Raw genomic sequence first — 22,971 nt, 5'->3', positions numbered from 1 at the left:
CGTCGGTCGGGTGGGCGGACCGTCAGCCGGTGAAGCGCTGCCAGAGCTCGGTGACGATCGGCCACACGTCGCCCGCGCGGTCCGCCGAGGCGATGCCGATCGTCACCACGGGGTAGGCCGTGACCGCGAGGCTGACCAGGACCGCGAGCACGACGGCGAACACCGACGTGACCGTGTGCCGTCGGGTCAGCGCCCAGAGCAGCAGGGCGAGGACCACCACCAGGCCGAGCACGGTGACGAGGGCGATCCGGACGAACGGGAACGGCACGAGCCCCGCCGTGGTGGCGGTCACGCCGCCGAGGAACCCGACGAGCGGCAGGTACCCGCCGAGGGCCACGGCGAGCACCAGCACGATGCCGATGCCCGACGTGGTCCAGACGCCGCGCGGGCGAGGACGCCGGGCGGTGGTGCCCCGGCGTCCCGCCCACGCGGTCATCGCTGTGCCTCGCCGTCGCCGTCGCCGCTGCCGCTGCGGTGGGCGGCGGCCTGGTCGTGGCGGGCGTCGGCCTCGTCGCGGACGACGTCCGCGGCGTGCTCGATGCGGTCGGCCGCCTCGTCCAGCGCGTCGGCGACCTGCTCGTCCGCGGCGGGTGCGCTCTCCACCGACGGCTCGTCGGCGTCGGTGCTGCCCTCGCGACGTGCACCGTCCGCTGCGTCCTGCGTCGCGGTCACCGCGTCCTGCGTCGCGGTCGCTGCGGAGTCGGCGGCGTCCGAGGCCGCTGCGCCCGCGTCGGCCGCGGCGTCGGTCGCTGCCGAGGCAGCACCGGAGGCACGGTCGCGGACCTCCTGCGAGGCGTCCGCCGCGGCGTCCTTCGCCGCGCTGACGGCCTGCTTCGCCGCGTCGCCGGCGTCGGAGGACTTCTCCGCGGCACGCTCCGCCGCGTCGGATGCGGTCTCGCGCGCCGTGTCGACGGCGTCGGCCGCCTTCGCCCGCGCGGTGTCCACGGCGTCGGACGCCCGCTCGCGCAGGTCCCCCGCGGTCTCCCGTGCCCGGTCGACGGCGTCGCCGGCGGCGTCGCGTGCGCGACCGGCGGCCTCGCGCGTGGCACCCGCCGCGTCCTGCGCAGCGTCCCGTGCACGCTCGGCGACCTCGGCGGCACCGCCGCGGACGTCCTCCGCGGCACCCGAGACGGCCTCCTTCGTGCGGTCCACCGCATCGCCCACGGCCTCCCGGGCCCGGTCGACGGGGGCCGGCTCGTCGTCGAAGGGTCCGTGCACGTCGAGCACGCGGACGTCGACCGTGGTGGGCTGTCCGGCGCCGAGCTGCGACACCGCGGCGGCCACCTGGCGGCGGACCTCCTCGGCGACCTCGCGGACCGGCTGCGGGTAGCTGATGACGACGGACACGGTCACGTCGAGCGTGCCGTCGTTGTCGTCGACCTGCACCCCGGGCGCTCCGGCGGTGCGGCCGAGCTGCGAGCGGACGCGGTCGGCGGCGCGGGCGACGAGCCCGCCCAGGTGGTGGACGCCCGGCACGCCGAGCGCCGTCTCCGCCGCGGTGCGGGCGGCGACCACCAGGGGCCCGGCATCCTCGGGGAGCGGGGTGGTCAGCTCGGGCGGCAGGTCGACCTCGGTGATCTGCGTCCGGGCGTTCGGATCGTGCTGCATGGCTTCCTCCTCTGTGAACAGGACGGCCGTCGCTCCCCTCGGGGAGCGACGGCCGTGGTCCGCTGTTACTTGAAGACGTCCTTGACGTCCTCGCCGGTCTGCTTGGCGCTCGCAGCGGCCTGGTCCTTCTTGCCCTCTGCGACCTTCTCGTCGTTGTTCGTCGCGTTGCCGAAGGCCTCCTTGGCCTTGCCGGTCAGGTCCTGTGCGGCGTTCTTGATCTTGTCGTCGAGTCCCATGGTGGGTTCCCTTCTCTCTCGTGGGCTGGTGCCCGGTGGTGACGGTCGGGAGGCTCGGTCTGCCTCGTCCGACCGGGTTGCGGTGGTGCTGGTGGTGCGTTCGTGTCCGGCGTCGTCCGCCGGGTGGCGTCACTGGACGCGGGTGGTGCGTGCCAGTGCGGTGCGGGTGCCGCCGGTGAGGTGGACCAGGACCGGGATCTGTCGGCCGAGGGTCTGGTCGAGGGTGGTCAGGGCGTGGTCGACGGCGTCGAGGACGGTGACCGCGTCGCCGCCGCGGCGGACGTGGACCCGGATGCGTGCGGCGCGGGTCTTCTTGACCAGGTACGTGTCGACCTTCGCGGCGACGATGTCGTGGACGCCGGTGAGTTCGTGGTCGATGACGTCGCGCACGAGGGCGACGTTCACGGTGACCTGGTCCTCGCCGGAGCGTTCCCGGACCGCGACGCTGGTGCCGCCGCCACCGCGAGTGAACACCACGATCACGGCGAGGACGATGACCACCGCGCAGACCGCGGCGATGATCCACAGTGCCTGGTCGGGCACGGTGACCTGCTGCGGCAGCGTCAGGTAGGGCTGGAGGGCGTCGCGGACGGGTTGCAGGACCCCGGCGCCGATGGTGACACCGACGATGATGGCGATCAGGCCGATCAGGAGCAGCAGGACCCGGTTGAAGCCGCGGTTGGTGGTGGTCATGCCAGGGTTCCCTTCTGTTCCACGGTGACCTGCACCGACGAGCCGTGCTTGCCGCCGAGGCGACCGAGCCGGTCCCCGACGGCGTGCTCGACGGCGCTGGCATCGACGGGGATGCCGGACAGGGGCACCACGTGCACCTGGGTGCGGTGCCCACGAGCGGACGCGGTCGTGTTGGCTTCCGGGACGCCTGCTGCGTGGGCGGCGGCGTTCGCGGCGGTGGAGGCCAGGATGCGGGTGTCGATCACGACCGCGCCGCGGTCACGGTCGATCCCGGAGCGGGGCTGCCGGCCGGGCTTGAGGGCCAGCACGACCAGGATGATGCCGAGGATCACCAGGGCGGCGGCGATGACCTCGATGATGGTGGTGAACGCGGCGTCGGGCGTGAGGGCGGTGTCGACCACGGTCTGCGGGTCCGCCAGCAGCGGCTGCTGCCCGATGGCCTTCAGGACCGCTTCGGTGCCGATCCACGCCGCGACCAGTGCGACGACGACCAGGGTGATCGCGACCGCGGTGGACCGGGACCGGTGGATGCTGCGACGACGCAGCCGCTTCTCGAGCTGTTCGGTGCTCATGTGCTCTGTCTCCTACCGGACCCGGCCCTCGTGCTCACGCACGATCCCGGTCAGTTCGATGTGGGTCCGACCCACCCGCCGGCCGGAGAGTTCCCCGACGCGGGAGCGGATCGTGTCAGCAGCGGACGACGCCGCGGAGACGACGTCCCCGCCGGCGGCGATCGGGCCGGTGACCTCGAGCGCGAGCGCGCCGTCGTGGTCGTCCAACCCGACCCGGAGCCGCTTCGCGGGAGCGCCCAGACGCTCCGCTGCGACGGCCCGGGCCAGCGCCGTCAGCGCCCGGGCGGTGATCTCGACCCGGCCCGGGACCGCGCTCGCCGGGAGGCTCCCCGGGCCGGCGCTCACCGGGAGCTCCGGCGTCCGGTCAGCACGTCGGTCAGGGCGCCGCGGTCGATCTTCCCGGTCGTGATCGCGGCCACGAGGGCACCGACCAGACCGAACACGATCACCAGGACGAAGCCCCAGAACCCGAACTGCAGTGCCACGACGGCGAGGATGGCGCCGATCAGCGCGCCGACGAGTGTGTTACTCAACGCGGGACTCCTTCTTGTCGTCGTTGTCGTCGTCATCACCCGGGATGAAGACGTCCTGGACGGTCACGTTCACCTCGGCGACCTCCATGCCCACGATCTGCTCCAGCGCACGGGCGACCGACGAACGGACACCGTCAGCGACCTGCTGCAGCGACACCGGGTACTCCGCGACGATCACGACGTCCGCGGCGACCTGCTTCTCGCCGACCTCGACCTTGACGCCCTGACCGTGGTCACGCTGCCCGATCGCGTCACGGATCGCGCCGATCGCACGGGCAGCGCCGCCGCCCAGCGAGTGCACCCCGTTGACCTCACGAGCGGCGATGCCGGCGACCTTCGACACGACGGTGTCGTCGATCGTGGTCTTGCCCGCAGTACCCGAACCGTTCTGGACGGCCGAGCGCGACGCCGCCGAAGCGGTCGCCGGAGTGGTCGAGGTGGTGGTGGTGTCAGCCATTGGTGTCTCCCTTCGAGGACCCGCCGGGACTCGTTCCCAGCGGTTGCTGTTCACGGATGAGACGGGCTGACACCGAGATTCGTCACACGGGTCCGGTGGGATTCAGCGCTCCTTCAGGGAAAGCGCCAGAACGCCGGTTCTCTGTGTACCCCGACGGCGGAGGGTCAGCCGGTGCCGCCGATACCGGCCCCGGTGTTGCGCGACGCAGCGTCCCGCACGGAGCGCACGTACGCCATGGGCGACAGTCCGCACTCCTGTCGGAAGAGCTGCTGCAACCGGCGGGGACGCACCCCCGCAGCGTCCGCGATCTCGTCGACGGTCAGGTCGCCGTCGGCGTGCTCGACGATGTGCGCGACGGCACGTCGGACCCGCCAGGACGTCCGGCCGGAGTCGGGTCGCGCGGCCCGTGAGCCGCGCAGGGTCGCCGCGGGGTCCTCACCGAAGCGCTCCCGGTAGGCCGCGGCGAAACGGCCGGGGTTGGTGAAGCCCCATCGTCGGGCGACCGGTGTCACGCCCTCGTCGCCGGCGGCGCGCAGCAGTTCACGACGGACGCAGTCGAGCCGGTGGTCGCGCATGAACCGGTTCGGTGTGGTGCCGAGCGTCCGCGCGAAGACGTCCTGCAGGCCGCGCTGGCTCAGTCCGCACGCGGCCGCGATCTCGGGGACGGACGGTCGGTCCTGTGCGTGTGCCTCGATGTGGCGGACCGCGTCGCGCAGCCGGTTCGCGACCGGGACGTCCTGGCCCCGGTTGCGGATCGGGAAGGTGTCGAGGACGACCACCGCGAGCCGCCGGTTCAGGGCCGTGCGCATCGGACCGACCACGCGGTCGTCGAGCAGCGCCGGCGCGAGGTCCTGCACCAGGCGGCGGAGCGGCTCGCGCCGGGCGATCGCCTCGTCCTGCTGGTCGAACAGCAGGGGGCCGTCCGGCAGGCGGTAGCCGAGCTCCGCGCCGACCGACCGGAGGAACGGGTCCGACACGTGCAGGCCGTTGTAGACGGTGTCGGCGGACTCGAACCGGTACGCCTCGGACGCCGAGGCGATGTAGGGGCTCCCCGGTTCGATCACCCGCGTCCGGTCCGCGAAGTGCATCTCGAGGCGTCCGCGGGTGAGCCAGAACACGACGTGGTCGTTGCGCGGGCCGATCACGCCACCGCGCCGTCCACCCTCGGCGCGCATGGTGCGGAGCGTGACGTCGTCGTCGCCGACGATCGTGTACTCGTACCGGGTGCCCTCGGCGACGTAGGTCTCGGTACCGAGGTCGCGGCCGTTGTACTCGGCCGAGAAGATCCGGCCGTAGTCGGTGCCGTCGCTCTCGGTGAACCGCAGGCGGCGGTAACCGTTCGTCGACGAGGTGCTCACCCGCGCATCATGCCAGCACTGTCCGGGATGCGCGCTTCCGCGTCCCGGTGGGCGCTGCCGGACGGGAGGCCCGTGGCGGCCGCGACACGCGCCTCCCGTCCGGTGGGGACCGGTTCGATCCGCGCCACGGCGGGGATCCGTCGGCGCACGCCGACCCTCGCCCGCAGCGACGAGCGATCCCGCCCCTCAATGACGAATTCTCAGACAACTCTGCGCCTCCCGAGGGATCGACGAGCACGAAATACCCCAGGGGGGTACCCTGTCGGGGAAGACGGAGGTCAGGATGCCAGCAGCACCGCACGCACACGTCGGGTACATCGAGGACAAGGACGACCTGCTCAAGCGGCTGCGCCGCGCGGAGGGGCAGGTCCGCGGGATCGCGCGCATGGTCGAGGACGAGACGTACTGCATCGACGTGCTGACCCAGATCTCCGCGGCGAACCGGGCGCTCGAACGGGTCGCCCTGTCGTTGCTGGAGGACCACCTGCGCCACTGCGTCGCCGAGGCCGTGGCCGAGGGCGGCGACGCCGCCGACGCGAAGGTCCGCGAGGCGAGCGACGCCATCGCCCGACTCGTCCGTTCCTGACCCCACCGCACCACACACCGAGGAGGACCCATGACCACCGAGACCGTCGCCGTGACCGGGATGACCTGCGAGCACTGCGTGGCGAGCGTGACCGAGGAGGTCTCCGAGCTCGCCGGCGTGACCGACGTCACCGTGGACCTCGTGCCCGGCGGGTCGTCGTCCGTCACCGTCACGTCCGACCACCGGATCGACGACCAGGCCCTCCGCGGCGCGATCGCGGAGGCGGGGTACGAGGTCGTGTCCCGGTGAGCGAGGGCGTCGTCGAGCTCGACATCACGGGGATGACCTGCGCCTCGTGCGCGAACCGCGTCGAGCGGAAGCTCGGCAAGCTGCCGGGCGTCTCCGCGACCGTGAACTACGCGACCGAGCAGGCGCAGGTGTCGGTGACCGACCCGGACACGGTCGACACCGCGGCGCTCGTCGCGGCGGTCGAGGCCGCCGGGTACGGGGCGACCGTCCACGTGCGGCAGCCGACTCCGGGCTCTGCCGACGACGTCGACGACGCCACCGGTCCCGACGCCGCGACCGCGCCCCTGCGGCAGCGGCTCGTCGTCTCCGCCGTCCTGGCGCTGCCCGTGGTCCTGCTCTCGATGGTGCCGGTCCTGCAGTTCCCGAACTGGCAGTGGGCTGCCCTGGCACTGGCGGCACCGGTCGCCGTCTGGGGAGCGCTGCCGTTCCACCGTGCCGCGTGGGTGAACGCCCGACACGGCGCCGCGACCATGGACACCCTGGTCAGCCTCGGCGTCGTCGCCGCGTTCGGCTGGTCGCTGTACGCACTGTTCCTCGGCGACGCCGGTGCCCCCGGCATGCACATGACCTTCTCGTGGTTCGCCACGGACCCCGAGGCGAGCGACCTCTACCTCGAGGTGGCCGCGGCCGTGACGGTCTTCATCCTGGCCGGCCGGTACATGGAGGCCCGGGCGAAGCAGCGGTCCGGGGCGGCGCTGCGCGCGCTGCTCGAGCTCGGCGCGAAGGACGCGTCGGTGCTCCGCGACGGGCCGTCCGGTCCCGTCGAGACCCGTGTGTCCGCCGCGTCGCTCGTCGTCGGTGACGTCGTCGTCGTCCGACCGGGGGAGCGGATCCCGAGCGACGGCATCGTGCGCGAGGGCTCGTCAGCCGTCGACCTCAGCATGCTCACCGGTGAGTCGGTCCCGGTCGAGGTGCGACCCGGCGACCGTGTGACCGGCGCGACCATCGACGTCGGTGGTCGGCTCGTGGTCGAGGTCACCGCCGTCGGTGCCGACACCGAGCTCGCCCGGATGGGACGCCTCGTCGAGGACGCCCAGACCGGCAAGGCCGCGGTGCAGCGACTCGCCGACCGGGTCTCCGCCGTGTTCGTACCCGTCGTGATCGGCCTCGCCGTGGTCGCGTTCGTCGGGTGGCTCGTCGCCGGCGGGTCCCTGACCGCTGCCGTCACCGCCGCGGTCGCGACGCTCGTCATCGCCTGCCCGTGCGCCCTCGGGCTCGCGACGCCCACCGCGCTGCTCGTCGGCACGGGTCGTGGCTCGCAGCTCGGCATCCTGATCGGCGGCCCCCAGGCGCTCGAACGCACCCGCGCCGTGGACACGATCGTGCTCGACAAGACCGGCACCGTGACGACCGGGGAGATGCGCCTGACGGCGGTCCTGCCGGTCGACGGCGCACCGGACGCCGACGGATCGCTGCTCGCGGTGGCGGCGGCGGTCGAGGACGGTTCCGAGCACCCGGTGGCGCGTGCGGTCGTCCGGGCCGCGCGGGACCGCGCACTCGACGTCCCGGTCGCGGAGCAGTTCGCCGCGACGCCGGGCGCGGGCGTGCAGGCCGTGGTCGACGGCGAGGTGGTCGTCGTCGGCACCGCCCGGTGGCTGGCGGAGGCCTGGGCGCTGCCGGTGGACGAGGCGCTGGCCGCGCGGGTCGCCGCTGCCGAGTCGGACGGCGGGACCGCGGTCCTCGTCGGCCGGGGCGGCTCGGTGCTCGGCGCCGTCGTCGTCGGCGACACGGTGAAGCCCGAGGCGCCGGAGGCCGTCCGGCGGTTCGTCGCGCTCGGCCTGCGCCCGGTGCTGCTCACCGGGGACAACGAGGGCGCCGCGCGCGCCGTCGCGGCGCGCGTCGGCATCGACGAGGTGCACGCCCGTGCGACCCCGGCCTCGAAGCTCGAGACCGTCCGGCGACTGCAGGCCGAGGGGCGGACGGTCGCGATGGTCGGCGACGGGGTCAACGACGCGGCGGCGCTCGCGGCGGCGGACCTCGGCATCGCGATGGGGGCCGGCACCGACGCGGCGATCGCCGCGAGCGACATCACCGTCGTGAGCGGTCGGCTCACCGTCGTGGCGGACGCGGTCCGGCTGTCCCGGGCGACGCTCCGCACGATCCGCGGCAACCTGTTCTGGGCCTTCGCCTACAACGTCGCGGCGATCCCGCTCGCGATGGCGGGCCTGCTGAACCCGGTGCTCGCGGGTGCGGCGATGGCGTTCTCGTCCGTCTTCGTGGTGACGAACAGCCTGCGCCTGCGTCGCTTCCGGGCCCTCGGCTGACGCCCGACGAGTGTCCCCGCGCCCTTCCGGGGGCGCGGGGACAGCCGATCACGGTGGTCCGTCGGTCATCTGCGTCGCTGGTGCTTCCGCACCGCGAACCCGGTGAGGACGATCCCGACGAAGAGAGCGGCCCCCAGGGCGAGCTTCCCGAGCCAGGAGTCGGAGCTGGCGAGTACGGACCCGACGCCCACGAGGACGAGACTGACGGCGACGGCGAACGGGACGCTCGAGGCAACCCCGCAGACTACGCGCTTGCTCATCAGGCGCAGCGCGGCTTGACCTTGCCGCCAGCGAACGGGTAGACCCGGAGAGCCTTGCCGCCGCTGCACCGCACTCCTCCGTTCGAGGTGATCGCAACGGCCGCGGCGGTCAGGATCGCGCCGGCGACGACGCAGAACGTTCCCGCACTGATGGCGCAGAGTCCGGCACCGAGCCCGAATGCTGCTCCGCTGATGATCAGGTTCTGGTCGGTGCTGTTGAACGCCACGTACGTGCCCCTGCTGTCCCGACCGGCGCTCAGACGCGATGTCGGACCCTCCTGGATGAGATCGAAGGTCATTCCCTGCCCGAGGTCCAGGGTCGTGCGGATGCTCCCGTCGTCGTCGACCGTCTGCCGCTCGACGTAGCCGCCAGCTCGGGCTTCTTCGATCGCATCGTCGATCTGAGCGGGTGTGAAGTGCTGCAACGCGTCGGCGCTGGCAGCAGCGCCCTGCGCGCCCGCGGTGGTGTCTGCGGCGTTGGCTGCAGGGGCAGCGATCAGCCCTGCGGCGACGAGTGCGACGCTGGTCGCGCTGATGGCGAGCGACGTCCTGACCTTCGACATGCGATTCCTTCCTCTGGGGTCCGAGAGCTGAGTGCTCCCCGGACTCCTGACCGTAGGGGTCGGAACGTCGATTCTGAAGTGTGAAATCTCAGTACGACGAGTTGTTACGCCGCTTCGCCCCCCGAGCTGTGCGCAACCGCACTGCTGCGGCACTACGCTCGGACGTGGTCCGCGACGCAGCGCTGCGGTGACCCGCGGTCCAGTACGTCCAGAAGGTACCCAGGAGGACCGAAGTGACCGAATCCGCTCCCGTCGACCCCACATCGACCGACGGCTGGAAGAAGCTCGCCGGCATCGCCGACGGATTCACCCCCGACCTGCGCGGTTGGTTCGACAGCGACCCCGGTCGCGCCGAGCGCTACACGTTCCAGGCCGCCGACCTGACCGTCGACCTGTCGAAGGGCCTCGTCGACGACGAGATCCTCGCCGCCCTGCTCCAGGTCGCGAAGGACACCGGCGTCGCCGAGCGCTTCGAGGCGATGCTCGCCGGCGAGCACATCAACGTGACCGAGGACCGCGCCGTCCTGCACACGGCGCTCCGCCGTCCGCGGGGCATCGAGCCGGCGCTCGTGGTCGACGGCCAGGACGTCGACGCCGACGTGCACGCCACGCTCGACAAGGTCTACGCCTTCGCCGAGCAGGTGCGCGACGGCTCGTGGACCGGTGTCACCGGCAAGCGCATCGAGACCGTCGTCAACATCGGCATCGGCGGCTCCGACCTCGGCCCGGTCATGGTCTACGAGGCGCTCAAGCCGTACGTGCAGGAGGGCCTCGAGGCGCGCTTCGTCTCGAACATCGACCCCGCCGACATCTACGAGAAGACCGTCGACCTCGACCCGGAGACCACGCTCTTCATCGTCGCGTCGAAGACCTTCGGCACGCTCGAGACCCTGACCAACGCCCGTCTCGCCCGCCAGTGGCTGTGGGAGCGCCTCGGCCTGACCGACGCGTCGGACGACGAGAAGTCGAACGCCGTCGCCAAGCACTTCGTCGCCGTCTCGACCGCGCTCGACAAGGTCGCCGCGTTCGGCATCGACCCCGAGAACGCCTTCGGCTTCTGGGACTGGGTGGGCGGCCGCTACTCGGTCGACTCGGCCATCGGCACCTCGGTCGTCATCGCGATCGGCAAGGAGAACTGGGAGCAGTTCCTCGCCGGGTTCCACGCCGTCGACGAGCACGTCCGCACCACGCCGCTCGAGCAGAACGTCCCCGTCCTCATGGGTCTGCTCAACGTCTGGTACACGAACTTCCTCGGTGCGCAGAGCCACGCGGTCCTGCCGTACACGCAGTACCTGCACCGCTTCGCCGCGTACCTGCAGCAGCTCACGATGGAGTCGAACGGCAAGCGCGTCCGCTGGGACGGCTCGCCCGTCACGACGGACACCGGCGAGGTCTTCTGGGGCGAGCCGGGCACCAACGGCCAGCACGCGTTCTACCAGCTCATCCACCAGGGCACCCGCCTGATCCCGGCGGACTTCATCACCGTCGCGAAGCCGGCGCGTCCGCTCAAGGACGAGTCGGGCGACGGCAAGGCCGTGCAGCCGGGCCAGGACGTCCACGCGCTGTTCCTGGCGAACTTCTTCGCGCAGACCAAGGCGCTCGCGTTCGGCAAGACCGCCGACGAGGTCCGCGCCGAGGGCACCACCGACGAGGGCATCGTCGCGGCCCGCACCTTCACGGGCAACAAGCCGTCGACGTCGATCCTCGCGCCGGAGCTCACCCCGAGCGTGCTCGGTCAGCTCATCGCCCTCTACGAGCACATCGTGTTCACCGAGGGCACCATCTGGGGCATCGACTCGTTCGACCAGTGGGGTGTCGAGCTCGGCAAGCAGCTCGCGCTGCAGATCGCCCCGGCGGTCGACGGCGACCAGGACGCGCTCGCGTCGCAGGACTCCTCGACGAAGGCGCTCATCGCCAAGTACCTGGAGCTGCGCGGCGAGTAGCCCACGCACCTGACGACGGACGGGAGGCGCGGTGCCAGCTGGCACCGCGCCTCCCGTCCGGTGCGTGGTCGCGCTTGCCGCGGGGCGGCCTCGGCCCCGAGACTCGGCCCCGCGGACACCTTCGCGGCTCGAGGGCCGCGAACACGTCCGCCTGCGCGAGACTCGGCGGGCGTGCGACCAGCCGGCGTCAGCGCGCGAGCGGGTCGAGGTTGAGGGTCGTCCCCTCGTACAGGTACTGGTCGTCGCCGAACACCTGCACGTCGGCGTTCAACCAGACGAGCGCCTTCACGCTGATGCCGAAGCGTGCCGCGACGTCGCCGATCAGGTCGTCCGGCGCGACCGTGTAGGAGCGCGGCGCACCGGACGCCGTCGTCGCCGTGACCGGACCGGAGGCGTTCGACCGTGCTCCGCCGTCGACCGGGTGCACGTTCGTCTGCCGCTCGGGCACCGACCAACGCACCGGCGCGACCGCGAGCACCTTGCCGGCCGCGATCTCGATCGGCAGGTCGGCCTGGCCGGGGTCGGCCGCCGAGGACACCACGAGCGTCACGAGCCCCGACGGGTCGACACCCGAGCCGTCGAGCGGCACGTCCTTCGCGACCGGCGCGGGGGTCGGACCGCCGAGCACGGTGTCGCCCACGCCGGGGTAGGTCAGGCCGTCGCCCACCGTCCGCTCGCGTTCGAAGAACCCGGCCCCGATCGGGACGGGCAGCGACGAGGTCACGCCGCTGAGCTGTGCGGTGAAGGTGTCGTCGCCGTCCGCCACGACGCGGTAGTGGAAGTGGATGCTGCCCTTCGGTGAGGCGACGTCGCCCTCGGCCAGCACCGTCCCGGCCGGGATCGGGGTGAGCACGGGGTCGGGGACGGCGGCCTCGGACGCGACCGGGCTGGGCGCGCGCGGGGTCGCCGAGGCCTCGAGCCGGGCGGCGTCCGGGTCCTCGGTCGCCGTCGGCGACGGGGTGGACGTCCGGCTCGCCGTCGGCGGGGCCGAGGGCGCCGGGAGCGCTCCGTCGGACCCGCCGAGCAGCGAGCAACCGGACAGCGCGACGGCGACGACCAGAGCGGTGGCACCGGTCGCAACGGTTCGGTTCATGATTCCCCCTCGGTTCGAGATGCTACCGGCGGACCCGGCGCGGCAGGGAGCGGCGGCGAGCGGATGTGTCGAGGGACGTAGCTGTCGGCGCGAGCGGCTACCGTCGAGGCATGGACCGCCACGACATCCTCGCCGCCGCAGCCGCCGCCCACGCCGCTCGCATCGCCGAGGCGGGCGGTGACGACACGGCCGCCCGGCAGCGTGCCGCCGCCGTCGAGGGGCGCGAGCACGGGACGGACGATGCTTCGGCCGACGCCGTCCGCGCGGTCCAGCGCCGGCGTGCAGGAGAGGTCGAGCGGGCCGCTGAGCGCACCGAGGGCGCCCTCTCCGACTGGCACCGGATGGGCACCCGTCGCGGGGTCACACCGGACGAGCAGCTCCGGAGCGCCTGGACGGTCACCGGGGTCCCGGAGTCCGGCGCCGCACGCGCACTGGCGAACGTCCTGCTGTCCACCGCCGGGCACGCGGGTCGGGTGGCGGACGCGGCTCGGCGCAACCCGGCGCTCGGCGGGGCCGCGAGTGCAGCGGCCCGACGGACCGTCCGCCGCTACACCGACCACGGGGCCGGCATGGCTTCGCTCGGCGACGTGCTCGGCGACGGTCCGGCCGACTCCGACTGAGCAGCACCGGCCTCCGCCGACCGGTCGGAGGATCGGCCGGCCGCACGGGTGAGCGGTCCGGTCGACGGGACACGGAACGGGACACGATCGCCGCGCGCACCGTCGCGAGGTCCCCCGACGAAGGAGCCACGCAATGGTCGACACCGCGCCGACAGCACCGAAGGTCGCTCTCCCCCCGGTGGGGGAGGGCCCCCACCGCCGCCGTCTCGGTGTCCTGGCCCTCGTCGCGACCCTCGGCGGTCTGCTCTTCGGCTACGACACCGGTGTGATCAACGGGGCGCTGCTCCCGATGCAGCAGGAGCTCGGCCTGACGGACCTGACCGTGGGCGTCGTCACGAGCTCGCTGCTCTTCGGCGCGGCGGTCGGTGCGGTGCTCGGCGGTCGGATCGCGGACGGCTGGGGACGTCGGAGGACGATCGTCCTGCTCGCCGTGGCCTTCTTCGTCGGCACGCTGACCTGCGTCCTCGCCCCGACGTTCGGGGTCATGGTCGTCGGCCGGGTCCTGCTCGGGCTCGCGGTCGGTGGGGCGTCGACCGTCGTGCCCGTCTTCCTCGCCGAGCTCGCACCGTACGAGATCCGTGGATCGCTGTCGGGCCGCAACGAGCTCATGATCGTGATCGGCCAGCTCGCCGCCTTCGTGGTGAACGCCGTCATCGGCACCCTCTGGGGCGAGGGCGACGGCGTCTGGCGCGTCATGCTCGCCGTCTGCGCCCTGCCTGCGGTGGCGCTCTTCGTCGGCATGCTGCGCGTGCCGGAGTCGCCGCGGTGGCTCGCGTCGAAGGGCCGGTACGGCGAGGCCCGCGCGGTGCTCGTGCAGGTCCGCTCCGAGGAGCGCGCCACCGCCGAACTCGAGGAGATCGAGCGCGCGAACGAGCGCGAGGCGGAGCTGCGGCACGGCGGCGGGTGGCGCACGCTGCTCGGCAGCGGGTGGCTGGTGCGGATCGTGCTCGTCGGGTCCGGCATCGGTGTCGCGCAGCAGCTCACCGGCATCAACTCGATCATGTACTACGGGCAGACCGTCCTGGTCGAGTCCGGCTTCCAGGAGTCGGCGGCCCTCATCGCGAACATCGCTCCCGGGGTCATCGCGGTGGTCGGCGGGGTGGTCGCCCTCGCCAACATGGAGCGCATCGACCGCCGCACGACGCTCGTCATCGGGTACTCGCTGACGACGGTGTGCCACTTCCTGATCGGCATCGCGTCGATGACCCTGGTCGAGGGCAACCCCGCTCGACCCTGGGTGATCCTGGTCCTCGTCGTCGCGTTCGTCGGCTCGATGCAGACGTTCCTCAACATCGCGACGTGGGTGATCCTGTCGGAGATCTTCCCCACGCAGATCCGCGCGCTCGGCATGGGCATCGCCGTGTTCTGCCTCTGGACCGCGAACGCGTTCCTCGGGCTGACCTTCCCCACGATCGTCGCGGCGACCGGCATCACCGGCACCTTCTTCGGGTTCGCCGCGGTCGGCGTCCTGGCCCTGCTCTTCATCCGGAGGTTCGTGCCGGAGAGCCGGGGCCGCACCCTGGAGGAGGTCGAGCAGGGGCTCCCCACCGGTGACGTCTCCGCCGTCGCCGCGGAGCAGGCGCAGCGGTAGCCCGCGCTGCCACGCGGACCGACGCCGGGGGACGCCTGCTCGACCGCGGCTCCGGCACGGGTGTGTACGGTGCACCGTTGTCGGGCGACAACGATCACGGGAGGCGCACGCGATGACCGAACTGCAGGTGGGCGACCTGCCGACGACGCTGACCGCGGTCTGCGCGGTGCTCCTCGTGGTGGCGGTCGGCTGCGCGCTCGTCGTCGCGGTCGACGTCGTCCGACACCCACCGCACATGCGGGTGATGGCGCTCGTCTGGCCGCTGACGATGCTCTTCGGCAGCGTGGTGTGGCTGGTCTTCTACCTCCGCCGGGGCCGTGCGACGGTGGGCGGTCACGGCCGGTGGGCGGGCACGGCGATCGACACGAGCCACTGCGGCGCCGGGTGTGCGCTCGGTGACCTCGTCGGCGAGTTCGGGCTCGTCGCCTTCCCGGCCCTCGGCACCCTCGTCGGGCTCGGTACGCTCTACCAGGACCGCATGTTCGCCGGGTGGATCATCGACTTCGTCATCGCGTTCGTCGTCGGTATCGCGTTCCAGTACGCGGCGATCGCGCCGATGCGCGAGCTCGGCTGGCGGGACGGGCTCGTCGCCGCGCTGAAGGCCGACACCCTCAGCATCACCGCGTGGCAGGTCGGCATGTACGGCGCGATGGCGGTGCTGCAGTTCGCGCTGCTGCCGGCGGTGCTCGGTGGCCGCGTCGGCGTGCTGACACCCGAGTTCTGGGTCGCGATGCAGGTCGCGATGGTCGCCGGGTTCGTCTGCTCGTACCCGATGAACGCGCTCCTGGTGCGGAAGGGGCTGAAGGAGGCGATGTGACCTCCGGCGCACGCCACGACGGACGGGAGGCGCGGTGCCAGCTGGCACCGCGCCTCCCGTCCGTCCCGGGGTGCTGGACCGCTACGGGCGCAGCAGCACCTTGCCGACACGGCCGGCGGTGTCGCTGGCACGCGCCGCGTCGCGGGCGTCCTCGAAGACGAAGGTCTCGGAGACGGGGAGCGTCAGCGATCCGTCGAGCACGCGGGTGATGAGCTCGCCGAAGAGCTGGCCCTTGAGCTCGGCCGGCATCGTCTTGCTGACGACGGCGCCCCAGAACCCCTTGACGGTGAGCTGGCCGAAGATGACCTTGCCGGACGGGATCTCGAGCGTCGGCGACGCCATGGCGCCGAAGACGACGAGCGTGCCGTTCTCGCCCATGACCGAGGCGATGTCGCCCGCGGCCTTCCCGCCGACGGACTCGACGCCCGCGATGATCGGGGCACCGCCGGTGAGCTCGCGGACCTGGTCCTGCCAGCCCTCGGAGTCGGTGGCGACGATGCGGTCGATGCCCTGCTCCCGCAGTTCCTCGACGCCCTCGGCGCGACGGACCAGACCGATCACGTTGATGCCGCGGGCCTTGCCGAGCTGCGCGACCATGCGGCCGACGGCGCCGTTCGCGGCGTTCTGGATGATCCAATCGCCCTCGTGCAGGTCGAGCGAGTGCAGCAGGCTGATCGCGCTGAACGGCATCGAGACGAGCTGCGCGGCGGACTCGTCGGGCATGGCGTCCGGCACGGGGACGAGCCCGGCGGCGTCGGCGACGTAGTACTCGGCCCAGACGCCGAAGGTGCCGCCCGCGACGCGCTGGCCGACCTGCAGGCGGTCGACGCCCTCGCCCAGGGCCTCGACGACGCCGAGCGCCTCGGTGCCGCTGGCCGCGGGGAGCTCGGGCTTGAACCCGTAGGTGCCGCGGATCGTCCACAGGTCGTGGTTGTGGATGGGGGAGAGCACCGTGCGGACGAGCACCTGGCCGGGGCCGGGCTGCGGGACGGGGCGCTCGGCGACGGTCAGGACGTCGGCTGGCTCGCCGAAGGTCTCGTGGACGACGGCACGCATGGTGGCGGGGGTGGTGTCGGTCATGGGTCAGTCCTCCGAGACGACGATGGTGACGTCGATGTTGCCGCGGGTGGCGTTCGAGTACGGGCAGACCTGGTGCGCGGCGTCCGCGAGGGCCTGGGCCTGGTCGTGCTCCAGGCCGGGGATGACGACCTCGAGCATGACGGCGAGCTGGTAGCCGCCCTGGCCGTTCGGGCCGATGGAGACGCGGCCACCGACGGTCGAGTCGGTGATCTTCACCTTCTGCGCGCGGGCGACGCCCTGCAGCGCGGAGTGGAAGCACGCGGCGTAGCCGGCTGCGAAGAGCTGCTCGGGGTTGGCGCCGTTGCCGGAGCCACCCATCTCCTTCGGGATGGCGAGGTCGTGCTCGACGCGGCCGTCGCTGGTGGCGACGTGGCCGTTGCGGCCCTCGCCGGTGGCGAGCGCCTCGGCGGTGTAGAGGACGTCCATGGGGGTCCTTCCTTCCTTCGTGGGGTCAGTCGTCCGACGCTGTGGGGGCGTCGGTGGTCGTGGTGGCGGTGTCGTCGGCCGCGGCGTGCATGGTCGCCGTCAGGCGCTGGAGCGTCGCGATGAGCTCGAGGGCGGCCTGCTCGTCGGACAGGCCCATGCCCGCGGCGATGCGCGCGGGGACGTGGGCGAGCTCGGGGCGGATCGAGCGACCGCGGTCGCCGAGCGTGACGGTCACGACGCGCTCGTCGGTGCTGCGGCGCTCGCGGCGGACCAGGTCGGCCCGCTCCATGCGCCGGAGCAGCGGCGACAGGGTGCCCGAGTCGAGCTGCAGGTGCTCGCCGAGCGTGGAGACGGTCTGGTCGCCCTCGATCCACAGGGTCACGAGGACGAGGTACTGGGGGTACGTCAGTCCCCAGGGCTCCAGCAGTGCGCGGTACGCCTGGGTGGTCGCCCGGGACGCCGCGTAGAGCGAGAAGCACACCATCTCGTCGGTCACCGGCATGCCCACCAGTGTGGCACGCAACTCAGTTGTGCACAACCAGGTTGTTCACAGGTGGGCACGGGCGGTCGCGCGCACGGCCGGTTAGGCTGACCTGAGCCACGATGACCAGCAACGACACCGACAGCACCGCGACCCCGGGAGCAGGACCCAGCCTCCGCACCGGGTCAGCGTCGTCCCACGGCAAGACGATCCTGATCGGCGAGCACGCCGTGGTGTACGGCGTACCCGCGCTCGTGCTCCCCGTGCTCGACGTGCGGGTGACCGCGGCGGTGACCCCGGTGGCGCCCGGCGACGGCAGCCGGCTCGAGTCGACCGTGCACACCGGCCCCCTCGACACCGCACCGGCGGCCGTGCTGCCGACGGTGACCGCCGTGACCGCGACGCTCCGGCACCTCGGCGCCGAGGAGCAGCACGTGCACGTCCGGGTCGACAGTGCCGTGCCGACCGCCCGGGGCATGGGTTCGAGCGCCGCCGTCGCCGCCGCCGTGACCGCCGCCGTGGCCGACGTCTTCGGTCGGACCCTCGACCCCGAGGAGCACCACGAACTCGTGCAGGAGTGCGAGCGCGTCGCCCACGGCCGCCCCTCCGGACTCGATGCCCGAGGGGTCGTCGCCGAGGTGCCCGTGTGGTTCGAGGGCGGCGTGGTCGAGCCCGTCCCGCTCGGCGCGGTGTTCACCTTCGTCGTCGCGGACACCGGTGTCCCGGGGCACACGCGCGAGGCAGTCGCGGCCGTCCGGGAACGGCACGACGCCGACCCCGCCACGGTCGACGGCGTCGTCGATGCGATCGGCGCACTCGCGCGACGCGCACGGGGGACACTCGAGGATGGCGATGCCCAGGCCCTCGGTGCCACGATGGACGCCGCGCACGAACTGCTCACCGAACTCGACGTGTCGAGCGCGGACCTCGACCGGCTCGTCGACGCCGCACGCCGTGCGGACGCCCTCGGCGCGAAGCTCACCGGCGGTGGGCGCGGCGGATGCGTCCTCGCGCTCGTCGCGGACGGGGAGCACGCCGACCGCGTGTCCGCCGCACTCCGTGCCGCGGGCGCGACGGAGACCTGGACCACCACGATCGGAGCCCGCGCTTGATGACCGCCACCGCCGTCGCGCACCCCAACATCGCGCTCGTGAAGTACTGGGGCAAGGCCGACGCGCAGCTCGCCCTGCCCGCCACCGGCAGCGTGTCGATGGGCCTCGACGTCTTCCCGACCACGACGACCGTGACGCTCGACGCCGCGGCGGACGCCGACTCGCTCGTGCTCAACGGCGGCGCGGCCCCCGAGGGTGCGCTGCTCCGCGTGCAGCAGTTCCTCGACCTCGTGCGGGCGCTCGCCGGGTCGTCCGACCGCGCGGCCGTCGTCTCCGAGAACACCGTGCCGACCGGCGCCGGGCTGGCCTCCAGCGCGTCCGGCTTCGCGGCCCTCGCGACCGCGGCGTCGGCGGCCTACGGGCTCGACCTGTCCGAGCGCGACCTCTCCCGGCTCGCCCGACGCGGTTCGGGGTCCGCCACGCGCTCGATCCCCGGCGGTGTCGCGGTCTGGCACGCCGGCGACGACCAGGGCTCCTACGCCGAGCGCGTCCCCGCCCCGCCGATGGCCATGGTCGTGGTGACGATCTCCGCCGGCGAGAAGGCGATCGGCTCGCGCGAGGCGATGCGCCGGACGATCGCGACCTCGCCGTTCTACCCGGCGTGGGTGACGTCGACGACCGAGACCGTGGGGGAGATGCTCGACGCCTGCGCCGCCGGTGACTTCACCCGGATCGGGGAGCTCACCGAGAGCAACGCGCTCCGCATGCACGCGACGATCGAGGGCGCCTTCCCGCCCATCCGGTACCTGAACGCCCGCAGCGTCGCCGTGTTCGACGCCGTCGCCGAGCTCCGTGCCGCCGGGACCGAGGCGTACGCCACCGCCGACGCCGGCCCGAACGTCGTGGTGCTCACGAAGCCCGAGGACCGCGGTGCCGTCGCCACCGCGCTCGCCGGTCTCGGAGACGTCATCGAGTCGGGCACCGGACCAGGCGCACGGGTCGTCCGCTCCGAAGGGACGGAGGCACCCGGAGTGGGTGCCGTCCGACCGGAGGAGACCGCCGAGTGATCGAGTTCCGCGCCCACGGCAAGCTGTTCGTCGCGGGCGAGTACGCCGTCGTCGAGCCCGGGCAGCCGTCCGTGCTCATCGCCCTCGACCGGGCCATCACCGCCCGGGTGCGCGAGGGCCACGGTTCCGGGAGCGTGCACTCCGAGGAGTACGGACACCTCCCGCTGACGTGGACCCGCGACGAGGACGGCCTGGCGCTGGACCGCGAGCACCACCCCTACGACTACGTCATGGCGACGATCGACCTGGTCGAGAAGCTCCGGGCCGAGCGTGGGATCGCACCACGGTTCCACGACCTGCGCATCGAGAGCCAGCTCGACGACGCCAGCGGTCGGAAGTTCGGACTCGGATCCTCGGCCGCGGTCACCGTCGCCACGGTCGGCGCACTCGACCGGTTCTACGGCATCGGGCTCTCGCAGCGGGACCGCTTCCGGGTCGCGCTGCTCGCGACCGTCCGGGTCAACCCGCGCGCGTCCGGCGGCGACCTCGCCGCGAGCACCTTCGGCGGCTGGCTCCGCTACAGCGCACCGGACCGCGAGCGCCTGGTGGCCATGCTCGACAGCCGTTCCGTGACCGCGATCCTCGACGACACCGACGCCTGGACCGGCTTCGACGTGCAGCGCCTGCCCGCGCCGGCGGACCTCGAACTCCTCGTCGGCTGGACGGGCTCGCCGGCGTCGACGACGAAGCTCGTCAGCGTGGTCCGGAAGCACCGCAACGGCGGGTACCAGGCGTTCCTCGACGACAGCCGCGCCTGCGTCGACGACCTGACCACGGGCCTCCGGACCGGCGACGCCGCGATGACGCTCGACGCCCTGCGGCGCGCCCGCGTGCTCATGCAGCGCCTCGGCGCGTCCGTCGGCTCGCAGATCGAGACCGAGCGGCTCGCGACCCTGTGCGACGTCGTCGAGTCGGCCGGCGGGGCGGCGAAGCCGTCCGGTGCCGGCGGCGGCGACTGCGGCATCGCGCTCGTCCCGGCGGACACCGACCTCGCCGGCATCCACCGCGCCTGGGAGGCGCACGACATCAGACACCTCAGCGTCGCGGTGCAAGCGCCCGAAGGGAGCGTCGAATGACCGACCTGCTGACCCCGATCCCCACGAAGTGGGTGGGGCCGATCCGCGTGAGCGGCAACGCCGTCGAGGGCGAGCACGAGGTGCCCCTCGCCACGTACGAGTCGCCGCTGTGGCCGTCCGTCGGTCGCGGTGCCCGCATCTCGCGCATGGTCGAGGGCGGCATCGTCGCGACCGTCGTCGACGAGCGCATGACCCGCTCGGTCGTCGTGAAGGCCGACAGCGCCGCCGCTGCGCACATCGCGGCAGGCCGCATCCTCGCGCGCCAGGACGAACTCGAGCAGATCGTCGCCGGGCAGAGCCGCTTCGCGAAGCTCATCGAGGTGCACCCCGAGATCGTCGGCGACCTGCTGTTCCTGCGCTTCGCGTTCACCACGGGCGACGCCTCCGGCCACAACATGGTGACGCAGGCGGCGGACAAGCTCCTGCCCGCGATCCTCGCGTGGGAGCCGGGCCTGCGCTACGTCAGCGTCTCGGGCAACTTCTGCACGGACAAGAAGGCCACCGCGGTGAACGGCATCCGCGGTCGCGGCCGGAACACGATCGCCGAGATCGTGATCCCGGGGGAGATCGTCGAGAAGCGGCTGCGGTCGAGCGCTGCGCGGATCGCGGAGCTCAACGTGGCGAAGAACCTGGTCGGCTCGACCATCGCCGGGGCCCTGCGCTCCGCGAACGCGCACTACGCGAACATGCTCCTCGGCTTCTACCTGGCCACCGGGCAGGACGCCGCCAACATCGTCGAGGGCTCGCAGGGCATCACCTACGCCGAGGCCCGCGGTGACGACCTCTACTTCTCCACGGCGCTGCCGCACCTCATCGTCGGCACGGTCGGCAACGGCAAGGGCGGGGACCTGCCCGTCGTCGAGGACGCCCTGGTGCGCCTCGGCTGCCGTGAGGACCGGGAGCCCGGTGCCAACGCCCGCCGCCTGGCCGCCCTGTGCGCGGCGACGGTGCTCTGCGGTGAGCTGTCCCTGCTCGCCGCCCAGACCAACCCGGGCGAGCTGATGGCGGCGCACGTCGCCATGGAACGTCGCGGGTCGAAGCCCGCAGGAGGTGCAGCATGAGCGCCCAGCAGCGCGACGCACGGCAGCCGCTGTCCGTCGGCATCCACGACATCGCGATCGCGACCGGCCACCACGTGCTCGAGCTCGACGACCTGGCCGAACGGCTCGGTGTCGACCCGGCGAAGTACCACGTCGGCATCGGGCAGGACGCGTTCAGCGTCCCCGCGCCCGACGAGGACATCGTCACCATGGGTGCCGCCGCCGCGAAGGAGGTCATCGACCGCCACGGCGTCGAGGGCATCCGCACGGTGCTGTTCGCGACCGAGTCGGGCGTCGACCAGTCCAAGGCCGCCGGTGTCTACGTGCACGGGCTCCTCGGCCTCCCGCAGAACGTCCGCGTGGTCGAGCTGAAGCAGGCCTGCTACGGCGGGACCGCGGCCGTGCAGCTCGCCCTGGGCATCATCGCGCGCGCACCCCACGAGCGGGTCCTCGTCATCGCCGCCGACGTCGCCCGGTACGACGTCGACACCGCCGCCGAGCCCACCCAGGGCGCCGGGGCCGCCGCGATCCTGGTGTCCGCGGACCCCGACCTCATCGAGATCGAGCCCGCCGCGGGCGTCTTCACCGCCGACGTCGACGACTTCTGGCGACCGAACGACCGCTCGACGGCGCTCGTCGACGGCCGGCTGTCGGTCAGCGCGTACGTCGACGCGTTCGTCGGGGCGTGGGACGACCTGGCGTCGCAGGGCGGCCCGGCGTACGAGGACATCGTGCGCTTCGTCCACCACCAGCCGTTCACGAAGATGGCGCTCAAGGCGCACCGGAAGCTCACGCAGCACGTCGGGGTGCCCTTCGACGAGTCCGAGCTCGCGATCGGCTTCACCTACAACAAGCAGACCGGCAACACCTACACGGCGTCGCTCTGGATCGGCCTCGCGGCGCTGCTCGACCTCGACGACGACCTGGGCGGCGAGCGGATCGCCCTGTTCAGCTACGGCTCGGGCAGCGTCGGGGAGCTCATCACCGGGATCGTCCGGCCCGACTACCGCTCCCACCGCCGCGAGGGCCGGGTCCACGCACTGCTCGCGGCGCGCACCCCGCTGACGGTCGACGCGTACCGGGAGCTGCACGCTGCCGGTGCCGCCACGAGCGAGGACGTCGAGCGGCCCCGCGTCACGGCTGCGCCGTACCGCTTCGCGGGTGTACGCGGCGGTGCGCGGCACTACGAGGCGACCGCGCAGGACTGACGCGACCCCACGACGGACGGGAGGCGCGGTGCCGGCCGGCACCGCGCCTCCCGTCCGTCCCCGCACCCGTCCCTCGCCCGCCCACACGGTGTAGAAGG

General features: G+C 72.8%; 27 protein-coding genes. 12 read left to right on the top strand and 15 right to left on the bottom strand.

Going from position 1 to position 22,971, the window contains the following annotated elements; translation table 11 throughout:
* Nucleotides 1-22: 22 nt before the first annotated feature.
* From NI26_RS12975 to NI26_RS17085, 9 genes are all read right to left on the bottom strand, one after another.
* Nucleotides 23-436, bottom strand: a complete 414-nt coding sequence (locus tag NI26_RS12975) for an MFS transporter permease (RefSeq protein WP_066656086.1) — start codon at nucleotides 434-436, stop codon at nucleotides 23-25.
* Nucleotides 433-1,608, bottom strand: a complete 1,176-nt coding sequence (locus NI26_RS12970) for an Asp23/Gls24 family envelope stress response protein (protein WP_066656083.1) — start codon at nucleotides 1,606-1,608, stop codon at nucleotides 433-435. The genes NI26_RS12975 and NI26_RS12970 overlap by 4 nt, the downstream gene beginning before the upstream one ends.
* Before the next feature lie 65 nt (nucleotides 1,609-1,673).
* Entirely contained in the window at nucleotides 1,674-1,844 is a 171-nt protein-coding gene (locus NI26_RS12965; protein WP_066656081.1) for a CsbD family protein, read from the bottom strand.
* A gap of 129 nt (nucleotides 1,845-1,973) precedes the next feature.
* Entirely contained in the window at nucleotides 1,974-2,537 is a 564-nt protein-coding gene (locus NI26_RS12960) for a hypothetical protein (RefSeq protein WP_066656077.1), read from the bottom strand.
* Nucleotides 2,534-3,109: a DUF6286 domain-containing protein gene (locus NI26_RS12955; protein ID WP_066656074.1), complete on the bottom strand. Its 576-nt coding sequence runs from the start codon at nucleotides 3,107-3,109 to the stop codon at nucleotides 2,534-2,536. Before NI26_RS12955 ends, NI26_RS12960 begins: the two co-directional genes overlap by 4 nt.
* A 12-nt stretch (nucleotides 3,110-3,121) precedes the next feature.
* Complete coding sequence (locus tag NI26_RS12950) at nucleotides 3,122-3,454, bottom strand: hypothetical protein (protein ID WP_066656068.1); 333 nt, start codon at nucleotides 3,452-3,454, stop codon at nucleotides 3,122-3,124.
* Nucleotides 3,451-3,642: a DUF2273 domain-containing protein gene (locus NI26_RS12945; protein ID WP_066656066.1), complete on the bottom strand. Its 192-nt coding sequence runs from the start codon at nucleotides 3,640-3,642 to the stop codon at nucleotides 3,451-3,453. The genes NI26_RS12950 and NI26_RS12945 overlap by 4 nt, the downstream gene beginning before the upstream one ends.
* Nucleotides 3,635-4,099, bottom strand: coding sequence for an Asp23/Gls24 family envelope stress response protein (locus NI26_RS12940; protein WP_066656064.1), 465 nt, complete (start codon nucleotides 4,097-4,099; stop codon nucleotides 3,635-3,637). Before NI26_RS12940 ends, NI26_RS12945 begins: the two co-directional genes overlap by 8 nt.
* 164 nt (nucleotides 4,100-4,263) lie before the next feature.
* Nucleotides 4,264-5,457, bottom strand: a complete 1,194-nt coding sequence (locus NI26_RS17085; protein WP_066656061.1) for a helix-turn-helix domain-containing protein — start codon at nucleotides 5,455-5,457, stop codon at nucleotides 4,264-4,266.
* 283 nt (nucleotides 5,458-5,740) lie between these two features.
* Here NI26_RS17085 and NI26_RS12930 point away from each other — a divergent pair, with 283 nt between their 5' ends.
* Genes NI26_RS12930 through NI26_RS12920 form a run of 3 tightly spaced genes read left to right on the top strand, consistent with a single transcriptional unit; the run spans nucleotide 5,741 to nucleotide 8,556 of the window.
* Nucleotides 5,741-6,043, top strand: a complete 303-nt coding sequence (locus NI26_RS12930; RefSeq protein WP_066656058.1) for a metal-sensitive transcriptional regulator — start codon at nucleotides 5,741-5,743, stop codon at nucleotides 6,041-6,043.
* 30 nt (nucleotides 6,044-6,073) lie between these two features.
* Nucleotides 6,074-6,292: a heavy-metal-associated domain-containing protein gene (locus NI26_RS12925; RefSeq protein WP_066656057.1), complete on the top strand. Its 219-nt coding sequence runs from the start codon at nucleotides 6,074-6,076 to the stop codon at nucleotides 6,290-6,292.
* Nucleotides 6,289-8,556: a heavy metal translocating P-type ATPase gene (locus NI26_RS12920; RefSeq protein ID WP_066656056.1), complete on the top strand. Its 2,268-nt coding sequence runs from the start codon at nucleotides 6,289-6,291 to the stop codon at nucleotides 8,554-8,556. The genes NI26_RS12925 and NI26_RS12920 overlap by 4 nt, the downstream gene beginning before the upstream one ends.
* 65 nt (nucleotides 8,557-8,621) lie before the next feature.
* Here the strand turns inward: NI26_RS12920 and NI26_RS12915 are convergent, their stop codons facing one another.
* Entirely contained in the window at nucleotides 8,622-8,816 is a 195-nt protein-coding gene (locus NI26_RS12915; RefSeq protein ID WP_066656055.1) for a hypothetical protein, read from the bottom strand.
* A complete protein-coding gene (locus NI26_RS12910; protein ID WP_066656053.1) occupies nucleotides 8,816-9,379 on the bottom strand; it encodes a hypothetical protein in 564 nt (187 codons plus the stop codon). The genes NI26_RS12915 and NI26_RS12910 overlap by 1 nt, the downstream gene beginning before the upstream one ends.
* A gap of 233 nt (nucleotides 9,380-9,612) precedes the next feature.
* Here NI26_RS12910 and pgi point away from each other — a divergent pair, with 233 nt between their 5' ends.
* Nucleotides 9,613-11,322 carry a glucose-6-phosphate isomerase gene (gene pgi, locus NI26_RS12905; protein ID WP_066656051.1) on the top strand — a complete coding sequence of 570 codons (1,710 nt, stop codon included), beginning with the start codon at nucleotides 9,613-9,615 and terminating at the stop codon, nucleotides 11,320-11,322.
* A 187-nt stretch (nucleotides 11,323-11,509) separates the two neighbouring features.
* Here the strand turns inward: pgi and NI26_RS12900 are convergent, their stop codons facing one another.
* Entirely contained in the window at nucleotides 11,510-12,415 is a 906-nt protein-coding gene (locus NI26_RS12900; protein ID WP_066656044.1) for a LysM peptidoglycan-binding domain-containing protein, read from the bottom strand.
* Nucleotides 12,416-12,525: 110 nt separating this feature from the next.
* Here NI26_RS12900 and NI26_RS12895 point away from each other — a divergent pair, with 110 nt between their 5' ends.
* The 3 genes from NI26_RS12895 to NI26_RS12885 all read left to right on the top strand — a co-directional run bounded on the left by NI26_RS12895 (nucleotide 12,526) and on the right by NI26_RS12885 (nucleotide 15,443).
* Entirely contained in the window at nucleotides 12,526-13,035 is a 510-nt protein-coding gene (locus NI26_RS12895) for a hypothetical protein (RefSeq protein WP_066656042.1), read from the top strand.
* Nucleotides 13,036-13,168: 133 nt separating this feature from the next.
* Nucleotides 13,169-14,626, top strand: a complete 1,458-nt coding sequence (locus NI26_RS12890; protein WP_066656039.1) for a sugar porter family MFS transporter — start codon at nucleotides 13,169-13,171, stop codon at nucleotides 14,624-14,626.
* A 112-nt stretch (nucleotides 14,627-14,738) separates the two neighbouring features.
* Nucleotides 14,739-15,443: a DUF4396 domain-containing protein gene (locus NI26_RS12885; RefSeq protein ID WP_066656031.1), complete on the top strand. Its 705-nt coding sequence runs from the start codon at nucleotides 14,739-14,741 to the stop codon at nucleotides 15,441-15,443.
* An 81-nt stretch (nucleotides 15,444-15,524) separates the two neighbouring features.
* Here the strand turns inward: NI26_RS12885 and NI26_RS12880 are convergent, their stop codons facing one another.
* From NI26_RS12880 to NI26_RS12870, 3 genes are read right to left on the bottom strand one after another with little or no spacing between them, the layout of a single operon-like run.
* Nucleotides 15,525-16,499: a zinc-binding dehydrogenase gene (locus tag NI26_RS12880; RefSeq protein WP_066658646.1), complete on the bottom strand. Its 975-nt coding sequence runs from the start codon at nucleotides 16,497-16,499 to the stop codon at nucleotides 15,525-15,527.
* A gap of 27 nt (nucleotides 16,500-16,526) precedes the next feature.
* Nucleotides 16,527-16,949 (bottom strand): organic hydroperoxide resistance protein, encoded by a 423-nt coding sequence (locus NI26_RS12875; protein WP_066656027.1) that lies wholly within the window; start codon nucleotides 16,947-16,949, stop codon nucleotides 16,527-16,529.
* A 25-nt stretch (nucleotides 16,950-16,974) separates the two neighbouring features.
* Nucleotides 16,975-17,451, bottom strand: coding sequence for a MarR family winged helix-turn-helix transcriptional regulator (locus tag NI26_RS12870; RefSeq protein WP_200884109.1), 477 nt, complete (start codon nucleotides 17,449-17,451; stop codon nucleotides 16,975-16,977).
* A 101-nt stretch (nucleotides 17,452-17,552) separates the two neighbouring features.
* On the opposite strand from NI26_RS12870, the gene mvk reads away from it, so the two are divergent.
* From mvk to NI26_RS12845, 5 genes are read left to right on the top strand one after another with little or no spacing between them, the layout of a single operon-like run.
* On the top strand, nucleotides 17,553-18,542 hold the full coding sequence (mvk, locus tag NI26_RS12865) for a mevalonate kinase (RefSeq protein WP_066656025.1): 990 nt from the start codon (nucleotides 17,553-17,555) through the stop codon (nucleotides 18,540-18,542).
* Complete coding sequence (gene mvaD / locus NI26_RS12860; protein ID WP_235426370.1) at nucleotides 18,542-19,549, top strand: diphosphomevalonate decarboxylase; 1,008 nt, start codon at nucleotides 18,542-18,544, stop codon at nucleotides 19,547-19,549. The genes mvk and mvaD overlap by 1 nt, the downstream gene beginning before the upstream one ends.
* Nucleotides 19,546-20,625, top strand: coding sequence for a phosphomevalonate kinase (locus tag NI26_RS12855; RefSeq protein ID WP_066656020.1), 1,080 nt, complete (start codon nucleotides 19,546-19,548; stop codon nucleotides 20,623-20,625). Before mvaD ends, NI26_RS12855 begins: the two co-directional genes overlap by 4 nt.
* Nucleotides 20,622-21,686, top strand: coding sequence for a hydroxymethylglutaryl-CoA reductase (locus tag NI26_RS12850; RefSeq protein WP_066656017.1), 1,065 nt, complete (start codon nucleotides 20,622-20,624; stop codon nucleotides 21,684-21,686). Before NI26_RS12855 ends, NI26_RS12850 begins: the two co-directional genes overlap by 4 nt.
* The gene (locus NI26_RS12845; protein ID WP_066656014.1) at nucleotides 21,683-22,873 is read left to right on the top strand and encodes a hydroxymethylglutaryl-CoA synthase; all 1,191 of its coding nucleotides are present in this window, start codon (nucleotides 21,683-21,685) and stop codon (nucleotides 22,871-22,873) included. The genes NI26_RS12850 and NI26_RS12845 overlap by 4 nt, the downstream gene beginning before the upstream one ends.
* Nucleotides 22,874-22,971: the final 98 nt, after the last annotated feature.

Source organism: Curtobacterium sp. MR_MD2014, from assembly GCF_000772085.1.
Classification (GTDB): domain Bacteria; phylum Actinomycetota; class Actinomycetes; order Actinomycetales; family Microbacteriaceae; genus Curtobacterium.
The sequence above is the reverse complement of the archived record's forward strand: the minus strand, read 5'-3'. Positions and strand labels throughout refer to the sequence as shown.

What these genes read in the sequence shown, in the direction of transcription:
- NI26_RS12975 (WP_066656086.1), bottom strand. Translation starts at nt 436, where the DNA reads ATGACCGCGTGGGCGGGACGCCGGGGCACCACCGCCCGGCGTCCTCGC.
- NI26_RS12915 (WP_066656055.1), bottom strand. Translation starts at nt 8,816, where the DNA reads ATGAGCAAGCGCGTAGTCTGCGGGGTTGCCTCGAGCGTCCCGTTCGCC.
- NI26_RS12925 (WP_066656057.1), top strand. Translation starts at nt 6,074, where the DNA reads ATGACCACCGAGACCGTCGCCGTGACCGGGATGACCTGCGAGCACTGC.
- NI26_RS12845 (WP_066656014.1), top strand. Translation starts at nt 21,683, where the DNA reads ATGAGCGCCCAGCAGCGCGACGCACGGCAGCCGCTGTCCGTCGGCATC.
- NI26_RS12875 (WP_066656027.1), bottom strand. Translation starts at nt 16,949, where the DNA reads ATGGACGTCCTCTACACCGCCGAGGCGCTCGCCACCGGCGAGGGCCGC.
- NI26_RS12850 (WP_066656017.1), top strand. Translation starts at nt 20,622, where the DNA reads ATGACCGACCTGCTGACCCCGATCCCCACGAAGTGGGTGGGGCCGATC.
- NI26_RS12880 (WP_066658646.1), bottom strand. Translation starts at nt 16,499, where the DNA reads ATGCGTGCCGTCGTCCACGAGACCTTCGGCGAGCCAGCCGACGTCCTG.
- NI26_RS12870 (WP_200884109.1), bottom strand. Translation starts at nt 17,451, where the DNA reads ATGCCGGTGACCGACGAGATGGTGTGCTTCTCGCTCTACGCGGCGTCC.
- NI26_RS12960 (WP_066656077.1), bottom strand. Translation starts at nt 2,537, where the DNA reads ATGACCACCACCAACCGCGGCTTCAACCGGGTCCTGCTGCTCCTGATC.
- NI26_RS12965 (WP_066656081.1), bottom strand. Translation starts at nt 1,844, where the DNA reads ATGGGACTCGACGACAAGATCAAGAACGCCGCACAGGACCTGACCGGC.
- NI26_RS12970 (WP_066656083.1), bottom strand. Translation starts at nt 1,608, where the DNA reads ATGCAGCACGATCCGAACGCCCGGACGCAGATCACCGAGGTCGACCTG.
- NI26_RS12900 (WP_066656044.1), bottom strand. Translation starts at nt 12,415, where the DNA reads ATGAACCGAACCGTTGCGACCGGTGCCACCGCTCTGGTCGTCGCCGTC.
- mvk (WP_066656025.1), top strand. Translation starts at nt 17,553, where the DNA reads ATGACCAGCAACGACACCGACAGCACCGCGACCCCGGGAGCAGGACCC.
- NI26_RS12895 (WP_066656042.1), top strand. Translation starts at nt 12,526, where the DNA reads ATGGACCGCCACGACATCCTCGCCGCCGCAGCCGCCGCCCACGCCGCT.
- NI26_RS12885 (WP_066656031.1), top strand. Translation starts at nt 14,739, where the DNA reads ATGACCGAACTGCAGGTGGGCGACCTGCCGACGACGCTGACCGCGGTC.
- NI26_RS12955 (WP_066656074.1), bottom strand. Translation starts at nt 3,109, where the DNA reads ATGAGCACCGAACAGCTCGAGAAGCGGCTGCGTCGTCGCAGCATCCAC.
- NI26_RS12910 (WP_066656053.1), bottom strand. Translation starts at nt 9,379, where the DNA reads ATGTCGAAGGTCAGGACGTCGCTCGCCATCAGCGCGACCAGCGTCGCA.
- NI26_RS12930 (WP_066656058.1), top strand. Translation starts at nt 5,741, where the DNA reads ATGCCAGCAGCACCGCACGCACACGTCGGGTACATCGAGGACAAGGAC.
- mvaD (WP_235426370.1), top strand. Translation starts at nt 18,542, where the DNA reads ATGACCGCCACCGCCGTCGCGCACCCCAACATCGCGCTCGTGAAGTAC.
- NI26_RS12940 (WP_066656064.1), bottom strand. Translation starts at nt 4,099, where the DNA reads ATGGCTGACACCACCACCACCTCGACCACTCCGGCGACCGCTTCGGCG.
- NI26_RS12890 (WP_066656039.1), top strand. Translation starts at nt 13,169, where the DNA reads ATGGTCGACACCGCGCCGACAGCACCGAAGGTCGCTCTCCCCCCGGTG.